Source organism: Rhodovulum sp. PH10, assembly GCF_000293785.1.
Taxonomy (GTDB): Bacteria; Pseudomonadota; Alphaproteobacteria; order Rhizobiales; family Xanthobacteraceae; genus Rhodoplanes.
In genome coordinates, this window is the sequence record NZ_AKZI01000138.1 from 1 (window position 1) to 9263 (window position 9263).

The following is a 9263-nucleotide window of genomic DNA, read 5'->3' on the forward strand; positions in this document are numbered from 1 at the left end:
GGCCGGAGCCGGCGGGCTCGGCGGCACCGGGACGACCGGCACCGGCGGGCTCGGCACGGGTGGCGCGGCGAGCCCCTCGATCGCGCCGAGCGCGACGCCGAGCCCCGGCGTCGCCGGCAGCTCGGGCTCGGTGAGCACCGGCGGCACACCGATCGCACCCGGCCCGGCCGCACCCGGCAACAGCGGTGCGAGCCTCGGCAGCTCGAGCTCGAGCGCGACCACCGGCACGGGCTCGGCGACCGCCCCGGTGCAGCTGCCGAGTGGCCCCGCCGCGAGCGGCACCGGCACCTCCACGCCCTCGATCAACGGCATGGGAACGCCGGACATCATGACGCCGACGCCGGGCACCGGCTCCACCCGCCCCGGCGGCGGCTGACCCTCCGTCCGACGACACGTCTCGGCCGGCCCGCGCCGGCCGAGATTTTTTGCTTTGCCACCCCCCGCGGCGCCCTCCCGCTTTCGCGATCTGCCTCTCGTCGTTGCGCGGCGTGCCCGGTCTTCGCGCCGTGGGCGCTGTCGCCGGTCGGCTCGCCACACTAGAATCATCGCACGACCGCACCACCCGCGCGGCCTCCGGAGCCGCCGCCCCAACCCGCGACGAGGACGACCACCGATGACCGAGACCGGCACCGACGATGCGACCGCGATCGCCTTTCTGGGGCTCGGCGCGATGGGCTCGCGGATGGCCTCGAACCTTTTGAAGGCGGGCCATCGGGTGACGGTGTGGAACCGGACGCCCGCCGCGGCCGCGCCGCTGGTCGCCGCCGGCGCGACGCCGGCGAAATCCCCGCGCGAGGCGGCCGCGAACGCGGCGTTCGTGCTGTCGATGGTGCGCGACGACGAGGCGTCGCGGGCGGTGTGGCTCGACGACGACACCGGCGCGCTCGATGCGCTCGGCCGCGACGCCGTGGCGATCGAGTGCTCGACCGTGACGCCCGACTGGAGCATCGCGCTCGCCCAGGAAGCCGCCGCCCGCGAGCGCGCCTTTCTCGAGGCGCCGGTGGTCGGCAGCCGGCCGCAGGCGGAGGCCGCCGCGCTGATCGTGCTGGCGGGCGGCGAGGCCGACACCCTCGCCCGCGCCCGGCCGGTGCTCGACGCGATGTCCTCGGCCGTCCATCATGCCGGCGCGATCGGCGCCGGCGCGCTCCTCAAGCTGTCGGTCAATGCGCTGCTCGGCATTCAGGTCGCTGCCTGGGCGGAGCTGATCGGCTTTCTCGGCCGCGCCGGGCTGGACGTCGCCCATGCGGTGGAGATCATCGGCGCGACACCCTCGGCGAGCCCGGCCGGCAAGGCCAATGCCGGCCTGATGGTGGCGAAGAAAGTCGCGCCGCTGTTTCCGGTCGAGCTGATCCGCAAGGACCTCGATTATGCGCTCACCGCCGCCGCCGCCACCACGGCCGGCGGGCCGTCGCTGCCGCTGGTCGGCGCCGCGCGCGACGTGTTTCGCCGGGGGTGCGAGGAGACGCTCGGCGGCGAGAACATGACGAGCGTCGTGAAACTTTACGATTGAGGCGGCCGGCGCGGCGCCGGCCTCATCGCAGAAGACGCCCGCAGGGCCGAATCAGGAGCATGCCATGGATCTCGGAATCGCCGGACGCGTCGCCCTCGTCTGCGCCTCGAGCCGCGGCCTGGGGCGCGCTTGCGCGCAAAAGCTGGCGGAGGCCGGCTGCACGGTGATCGTCAACGGACGCGACGCGGCACGCACCGAGGCGACCGCCGCGGCGATCGCGGCGACCACCGGCGCGACGGTGATCCCGGTGGCGGCGGACGTCGCCTCTCACGAGGGTCAGCAGGCGCTGCTCGCCGCCTGCCCCGCTCCGCCCGACATTCTGATCAACAACAATGCCGGTCCGCCGCTGCGCGATTTTCGCGACCTCGACCGCGCCAAAATGATCGACGGCGTGATCGCCAACATGGTGGTCGCGATCGAGCTGACACAGAAGGTGATCGACCCGATGGTGGAGCGCCGCTTCGGCCGCATCGTCAACATCACCTCGGCCTCGGTGAAGGCGCCGATCGCCGGGCTCGATCTGTCGTCGGGCGCGCGCGCCGGGCTCACCGCCTTCATGGCGGGGGTCGCCCGCACCGTCGCCGGCGCCAACGTGACGATCAACGCGCTGCTGCCGGGCACGTTCGCGACCGACCGGCTGCAGTCGAATTTCGAGGCGACCGCGGCGCGTCACGGCATCTCGGTCGAGCAGGCGCGGGCCGAGCGGATCGCCGGCGTTCCCGCCCGCCGGCTCGGCGAGCCGGACGAGCTCGGTGCCGCCTGCGCGTTTCTCTGCTCGGTGCATGCCGGCTACGTCACCGGCCAGAATCTCCTGATCGACGGCGGCGCATTTCCCGGCGCGTTCTGAACGGCGACGGCGACCCTCGCGGCCTTTCCGGGATACGCGGTGGGCGCGGCGCGTGCCGCGCCTCCGCCCACCCTACGACTCTCTTCGTGGGGTGGGCACGAGCGAGCCGTCCGCGCCGTCCGCCGTCTCTCTTCGTCGCGTGCCCACGAGAAGCGTGCGCATCGCCCTGTGCGTCTCGAGCGGACGACGACCGACAAAAAAACGGGCGCCCCGCGGGACGCCCGTCGTTCTGGAAGGTCGGGGCCGCGAGCCGCGCGACCCCGGGGCGTTCGTCACGCCGCGGCAGTGCCGATCACCTTGCGGGCGAGGTCACGGAACTCGCCCTTGGTGAGCATCTTCTTGGTCTTCAGCGCGTGCTGCTTGACGGTCATGAGGATCTTCATGGCGTCGTCCTGCGAGGCCTGCATGCCGCACTCCTGCAGCCACAGGTTCACCGAATCGATGCCCGAGCCCTTGCCCATCACGATCTCGGCCGGCGGCTGGCCGACCGCGTCCCAGCGGATCGGGAACACCTCGGTGGCGAGATCCTCACCGCAGTTCTTGAACCAGCTGGTGATGATGCCCGACTCGATCTGATAGAGGCCCGAGCCGACGATCGCCTTGTTGCTCGGCACCTTCACGTCGGCGAGCCGCTGCACCAGGTTGGCGAGGCCGTAGAGCTTGGTGGTGTCGATGCCGATGTCGACGCCGTACAGCGTCTTCAGCGCCATCACGACCTCTTCCATCGGCGCGTTGCCGGAGCGCTCGCCGACGCCGAGCACCGTCGTGTGCATCACCGAGGCGCCCTCGGCGAGACCCATGATGGTGTTGGCGACGCCCATGCCGAAGTCCTGATGGAAGTGCGTCTCCAGCCGGATGCCACCCATCCGCTTCTTCACCTCGCGGACGAAGTAGCGGGCCGAATGGGGCGACAGCACGCCGAAGGTGTCGACCAGCGCCAGCGCGTCCATGTGGCCTTCCTTGCCGACGCGCTCGATCAGATCGATCGCCCACTTCAGCTCGGCGCGCGAGAAGTCGATCGGGAAGAACACCACCTCGAGGCCGTTCTCGTGCGCATAACGAGTGGACTCGATCGAGGTCTCGATCGCCTTCTCCATCTTCCAGCGATAGGCGAGCTCGACGAGATGCTGGCTCGACGGGATCTCCATCACGATGCCCTTCACGCCGGTATCGATGGCGCGCTTGACGTCGTCCTTCATGCAGCGGGCGAAGGCGAAGATTTCCGGGCCGAGATTGCGCTTCACGATCTCGCGGATGGCGCCGTCGTCGTCCGGCGACACCACCGGCATGCCGGCCTCGATGCGGTGCACGCCGGCCTCGGCGAGCGCCTCGGCGATGCGGATCTTGTCGTCCTTGGTGAAGATGATGCCGGTCTGCTGCTCACCGTCGCGCAGCGTGACGTCGTGAACCTTGATGTTCTTCGGGAAGGCGAGCTCCTTGCGGACCTCGTCGGCATAGTTCCAGGGGCTCACGAAGAAATCGTCCGATTTCCACGGCTCTTGCGCCATCTGGCTGCTCCTCTCGCGCTGATGTTGTCGATTGGCTTCGGTGGGGCTTCGCAGTCGTGCCATCGCCGCGACGACGAGGCAATCCGTTTTCGCTCCTGACGATGCGGGCATTGTACAGGCTTTGTTGCATGGCGGGACGTGAATCTGATCGTTCGGCCGTGCCGGAAGCACCGATCAGTCATGCACTTGGCGCCGACCGTCGTGATCCTTTCGCACTGCACACGAGGCTCCCGCGCTGCGTCGCGCGCGGCGCAATCCGGCCATGCATTCACTGCACGGCACGCCGTGAAGGCAGCAAGATTTGGTTGACCAAACAGACGAGACGACGCGGCGTGATCGCGCGCACGAGCGGTTCGCGCGTGTCTCTTCAGACCACCGGATTGACCAGCGTGCCGATCCCTTCGATCGACACCGCCACGACGTCGCCGGGCACGAGGAATTTCTGCGGCCGGAAGCCGATACCGACGCCGGCCGGCGTGCCGGTGGCGATCAGATCGCCGGGCTCGAGCGGCACGAACTCCGACACCGCGGCGATGATCGCCGGCACGTCGAAGATCATGTCGGACAGCGGCGCCGACTGACGCTGCTCGCCGTTCACCGTGGTGACGAGACGCTGCGGCCCGAGCGGCCCCATCTCGTCGCACGTCACCAGCACGGGCCCGACCGGGCAGAAGCCGGGCAGGCTCTTGCCGAGGAACCACTGCTTGTGACGGGTCTGCACGGCGCGCGCCGTCACGTCGTCGACCACCGTGTATGCAAACACGTGATCGAGCGCCGCCTCCGCCGTCACCCTGTCGCAACGCGTGCCGATCACCACGCCCAGCTCGCCCTCGTAGTCGACCGTCGCGGTCGGATCGGCGCTGCTCGGGATCGGATCGTTCGGCCCCGACACCGAGGTCGGCGATTTGGTGAACACCACCGGAAAGTCCGGGGTTTCCTGCTTGTCGCCCGACTGGTCGACGCCGCTGCGGGCGAACTCGCGCGCGTGATCGTGATAATTTTTTCCGACGCAGATCACGTTCTTCGACAACGGCCCGACCGGCGCCGCGAGCTTTTGCTCGGCGAGCACCAGTGGGTCCGCGGTCGTGACCGCGCCGGAGGCGACGAGCGCGATCACCTCCGGCAGCGAGGCGACGAAAAGGCCGTCCTTCAGCAGCGGACGAAAGGTCTCGCCCTCGACGAGGCCGAACGCCTTGCCGTTGGCCGTGTGGATCGCGGCGATGCGCATGGAACGCTCTCCGGTGGCGGGGGCGGGAGCCGACGAGACGGGAACGGTAAAGCGGCGGCGGCGGTGGAGGAAGCACGATGACGGCGCCGCAGCCCTGCGGCAGAAGCGGTGCCGGTCGGGCGGCCGCACCGCCGGCCGATCGATCGCCCGAGGATCAGGCGCCGCGGGCTTCCAGCACCGCGCGGATCGAGACCCGCGACCAATCGGCCACGCGGTCGCGGAACGCCACATAGGAATCGTGCACCCGGCGGGCGACGTCGCTGCGCGCGGCGACCTCGGCCAAAACGTCGGTCGCCTGCGCGCGGGCGGCGCCGATCAGATCGGCGGGAAACTCCGACAGCCGAACATGGTGCTGCCGCACCAGCGCGGCGAGCGCCTCGGCGTTGAGCCGCTCCATCTCCGAGAGCGCGAACGTCGCTTCCACGGCGCAGGCGTGCGAAACGATCGCCTTCAGCTCGGCGTCGAGCCCGTTCCAGGCGGCGAGCGACACCAGACACTCGCCGGTGCCGTTCGGCTTGTTGAAGCCCGGCCCGTAATAGAGCGAGGCGACGCGATAGAGCCCGAGCGCGATGTCGGTGCCGGGGCCGACGAACTCGGCGCCGTCGAGCACGCCCGACTGCAGGCTCGTGAGAATTTCCGCGGGCGCCGTCGTCTGCGGCACCGCACCGAGCCGGCGATAGACCTCGCCACCGAGCCCGAGCGAGCGCACGGTCTTGCCTTTCAGATCGGCGAGGCTGTTCAGGGGATCACGGAACCAGCCGCCCATGCACACCCCGGTGTTGCCCCCCATGAAGGGCTTCACCCCGAACGGCGCGTAGAGCTCGTCCCAAAGAGCCTGACCGCCGCCCGCCTCGACCCAGGCGACGTGCTCGGCCGGCGTCAGCCCGAACGGCACGGTGGTGTAGAACGCCGCCGCCGGCTGCTTGCCCTGCCAGTAGAACGCCGCGGTGTGGCCCATCTCGGCGACGCCGCCGCCGACCGCATCGAGCACCTCGAAGGCCGGCACCAGCTCGCCCGCCGCATGCACGGTGATCGCGAGCCGCCCGCCGGACATCTCGGCGATCCGCGACGCCACCCGCTCGGCCGACATGCCGGGCCCCGGAAGGCGCTTCGGCCACGAGGTCACCATCCGCCAGCGCCGCGTCTCGGCCCGCGCCACCGCCGGCGTCGCCAGCACCGCAAGGCCGCTCGTGGCGAGACCGCCTGCGGCAAGTCCGCTCGCGGCGAGACCACCGAGCGCGGCGCCGCCCGCCAGCCGGCGGCGTGTGATGTCCGTCATGACTGTCTCCGTGTCGGCTCGAAAGGAGAGGAAAGAGCGTCCGGTCCGTGCCCGCTCGCGCGCCCGGCGCGCGGCGCTCTCACCACCACCGGTAAAAATGATGCACCGGGCCGAAGCCGGCGCCGATCGTCAGGCCGTCGGCAGCGGCGATCGCGCCGGCGACGTACGCCTTGCCGACGGCGACCGCGTCGACGAGGTCGAGCCCGCCGGCGAGGCCGGCGGCGATCGCCGACGACAGCGTGCAGCCGGTGCCGTGGGTGTTTTTCGTCGCGACCCGCGGGGCGACGTGGCGCGACACGCCGGACGGCGCGACCAGCACGTCGACGCTGTCGGCGCCCTCGCCGTGGCCGCCCTTGATCAGCACCGCGCGGGCACCGCGCGCGAGCAGCGCCTCGCCCTGCCCCACCATCTCGGCCTCGCCCGTCGCCACCGGTGCGTCGAGCAGCGCGGCGGCTTCCAAAAGGTTCGGCGTCAGCAGATCGGCGCGCGACAGCAACAGCCCGACCAAGGCCTCGACCGCCTCCGGCACCAGCAAACGCGCGCCGGAGGTGGAGACCATCACCGGGTCGAGCACGACGTTCTTCGCACGATGCCGGTCGAGCCCGGCGGCAACCGCCTCGATGGTGGCCGGCACCGACAGCATGCCGATCTTCACCGCATCGACCGCGAGGTCGGAAAAGACCGCGTCGATCTGCGCGGCGACGAACTCCGGCGGCACGTCGTGAATGCCGGTGACGCCGCGGGTGTTCTGCGCGGTGAGCGCGGCGATCACCGAGGCGCCGTACACGCCGAGCGCGGAGAAGGTTTTCAGGTCCGCCTGGATGCCGGCACCGCCGGAGGAATCCGAGCCGGCGATGGTGACGGCGATCGCGGTCTTCTCGGCCACGCCGACAGGCGCGCTCACCGGCGGGCCCGGCGATCGAGCGCGGCGTCGACGATCGCGCGCAGCGCGCTCGCCTCGCGCTCCGGATCGGCGGCGAGCGACAGCGCGGAGATCACCGCGATGCCCTCGGCGCCGGCCTCGATCACCTCGGCCGCGTTGGTCGCGTCGATCCCGGCGATCCCCTCGGCCGGCAGGCCGGGCGCGCGCGCCTTCAGCACCGCGACGATGGCGGCGAGGCCCTGCGGACCCATCGGCGGGTTCGGGTTGTCCTTGGAGAGCGTCGCATAGACGCCGCCGATCCCGACATAGTCGATCACCTCCACCGGCACCGCCTCGGCCTGCGCCACGCTCTTCACCGAGTGGCCGATGATCCGCCCGGGCCCGAGCAGCGCGCGGGCGTCGGAAACCTCCATGTCGTCGGGGCCGAGATGGACGCCGTCGGCGTTCGCGGCGAGCGCGACGTCGACCCGGTCGTTCACCACCAGCGGGATGCCGAGCGGCGCCAGCACCGCCTTGATGGCGCGGGCCTGGTCGATCATCCGGCGGGTCGAGCCGAGCTTGTCACGCAGCTGCACCAGCGTGGCGCCGCCCTGCGCGACCGCGCGGGCGAGATCGACCACCGAGCGGCCCCCGGCGCGCGCCGGATCGACGATGGCATTGAGACGAAGATCGACGGGCATGTCAGAAAACCCTCGCACGCTCGCACAGGCCCGCCCGATCGAGCCCCGCGAGGGCGTCGAGCAGCGCAATCGCCAGGCTGCCGGGGCCGCGCGACGTCTCGGCGCCCCACTCGCCGGCGACCCCGAGCGCGAGCAGCGCCGCCGCGGTCGCCCGGAACGGATCGGGCTCGACCGCCCGACAGGCCGCGACCAGGGCGGCGCCGGCGCAGCCCATCGCGGTGATTTGCGCCATCCAGGGATGGCCGTTGGCGACGCCGGCGGTGCGCCGGCCGTCGGTGACGACGTCCTCCTCGCCGGTGAGCGCGACGGTGGTGGCGAGGTCGGCGGCGAACCCCGCCAAGGCCTCGGCATCGGCGTCCGCCGGCGCGATCTCGGCGAGCGTCGCGAACTCGGCCGCGTTGAGGCGCACCACGCCCGGCCGCATCGCGAGCAGCGCGTGGACGAATTTCGCCCGCGCCGGGGAGCGGTCGACGAACACCGGGTCGAGCACCCACGGCACCTCGCGCTCGGCCGCCGCGTCGACCGCGAGGCCGATGGCGATGCGCCGCTCGGCGTCGAGCGTGCCGACATTGACGAGCAGCGCGTCGGCCCCGCCGACGAACGCCTCGACCTCGTCGGCCGACAGCGTCATCGACGGCACGGCGCCGGCGGCGAGCAGCAGATTGGCGGTGTAGGTCTGGGCGACCGTGTTGGTGATGCAGTGGACCCGCGGGCGTTGCGCCCGCACGCGCTGCAAGATCTCGACCGCACTGTCCACGGCGTCGCTGGCGGACGCGCGCATCCCGGGTTTCCCTCCGCCGGCACGTTCCGGATCGGGTCTCACGGGTCGGCGCCTTCCGCCCGTCGATCGAACACGGTTTCCAAGGCGATGCCAAGGAACACGATCGAAGCTAGACGCTCGCCATGGACGGCGCAAGGGTGCGGCGGGCGCAGGAGACGACCGGCCGGGTTGCGGCGCGCGCTTGTCAAGCCGGCGCGGTTTTGCTCGATTGCGCGGGACACGACAGCCGGTGCAAGGGGGCCCCGCGATGATTCCGTTCTTCGTTCAGATCAAGTGCAACCTGGGGAAATCCTATCAGGTGGCGAACCAGCTCGCGGATGCCGAGATCGCCTCGGAGATTTACTCCACGGCGGGCGACTACGACCTTCTCGTCAAGTTCTATGTCGATCGTTCGACCGACATCGGCCATTTCGTCAACGAGAAGGTGCAGACCATTCCGGGCATCATCGACACCAAGACGATCATCACCTTCAAGGCGTTCTGACCCTCCTCGGGACACGCTCAGAGCCCGTTTGGGAACTCCGACGGGGCTGCGCCGGAGCCGCTT

Annotated in this window: 9 protein-coding genes and 1 pseudogene; 3 read left to right on the top strand and 7 right to left on the bottom strand. The window is 70.9% G+C overall.

Going from position 1 to position 9263, the window contains the following annotated elements:
• Positions 1 to 312, bottom strand: a pseudogene (locus tag A33M_RS19000) (hypothetical protein); the annotation flags it as partial.
• 301 nt (positions 313 to 613) lie between these two features.
• Here A33M_RS19000 and A33M_RS19005 point away from each other — a divergent pair.
• Together A33M_RS19005 and A33M_RS19010 are read left to right on the top strand one after the other, a co-directional pair.
• Entirely contained in the window at positions 614 to 1510 is an 897-nt protein-coding gene (locus tag A33M_RS19005) for an NAD(P)-dependent oxidoreductase (protein WP_008390654.1), read from the top strand.
• A 64-nt stretch (positions 1511 to 1574) separates the two neighbouring features.
• Complete coding sequence (locus tag A33M_RS19010; protein ID WP_008390656.1) at positions 1575 to 2357, top strand: SDR family oxidoreductase; 783 nt, start codon at positions 1575 to 1577, stop codon at positions 2355 to 2357.
• A 272-nt stretch (positions 2358 to 2629) separates the two neighbouring features.
• Here the strand turns inward: A33M_RS19010 and A33M_RS19015 are convergent, their stop codons facing one another.
• The 6 genes from A33M_RS19015 to thiM form a co-directional block, all read right to left on the bottom strand.
• Positions 2630 to 3865 carry a LeuA family protein gene (locus A33M_RS19015; protein ID WP_040621841.1) on the bottom strand — a complete coding sequence of 412 codons (1236 nt, stop codon included), beginning with the start codon at positions 3863 to 3865 and terminating at the stop codon, positions 2630 to 2632.
• Between the two features lie 367 nt (positions 3866 to 4232).
• Complete coding sequence (locus A33M_RS19020) at positions 4233 to 5093, bottom strand: fumarylacetoacetate hydrolase family protein (RefSeq protein ID WP_008390661.1); 861 nt, start codon at positions 5091 to 5093, stop codon at positions 4233 to 4235.
• 154 nt (positions 5094 to 5247) lie between these two features.
• Positions 5248 to 6372, bottom strand: coding sequence for a TRAP transporter substrate-binding protein (locus A33M_RS19025; protein WP_008390663.1), 1125 nt, complete (start codon positions 6370 to 6372; stop codon positions 5248 to 5250).
• Between the two features lie 79 nt (positions 6373 to 6451).
• Positions 6452 to 7276 carry a bifunctional hydroxymethylpyrimidine kinase/phosphomethylpyrimidine kinase gene (gene thiD / locus A33M_RS19030; protein ID WP_202801956.1) on the bottom strand — a complete coding sequence of 275 codons (825 nt, stop codon included), beginning with the start codon at positions 7274 to 7276 and terminating at the stop codon, positions 6452 to 6454.
• Positions 7273 to 7935 carry a thiamine phosphate synthase gene (gene thiE, locus A33M_RS19035; RefSeq protein WP_008390667.1) on the bottom strand — a complete coding sequence of 221 codons (663 nt, stop codon included), beginning with the start codon at positions 7933 to 7935 and terminating at the stop codon, positions 7273 to 7275. Before thiE ends, thiD begins: the two co-directional genes overlap by 4 nt.
• A 1-nt stretch (position 7936) precedes the next feature.
• The gene (thiM, locus tag A33M_RS19040; protein WP_008390669.1) at positions 7937 to 8716 is read right to left on the bottom strand and encodes a hydroxyethylthiazole kinase; all 780 of its coding nucleotides are present in this window, start codon (positions 8714 to 8716) and stop codon (positions 7937 to 7939) included.
• Between the two features lie 247 nt (positions 8717 to 8963).
• Between thiM and A33M_RS19045 the strand changes: the two genes are divergently transcribed.
• A complete protein-coding gene (locus tag A33M_RS19045) occupies positions 8964 to 9200 on the top strand; it encodes an Lrp/AsnC ligand binding domain-containing protein (protein ID WP_008390671.1) in 237 nt (78 codons plus the stop codon).
• The last annotated feature ends 63 nt before the right edge of the window (positions 9201 to 9263 follow it).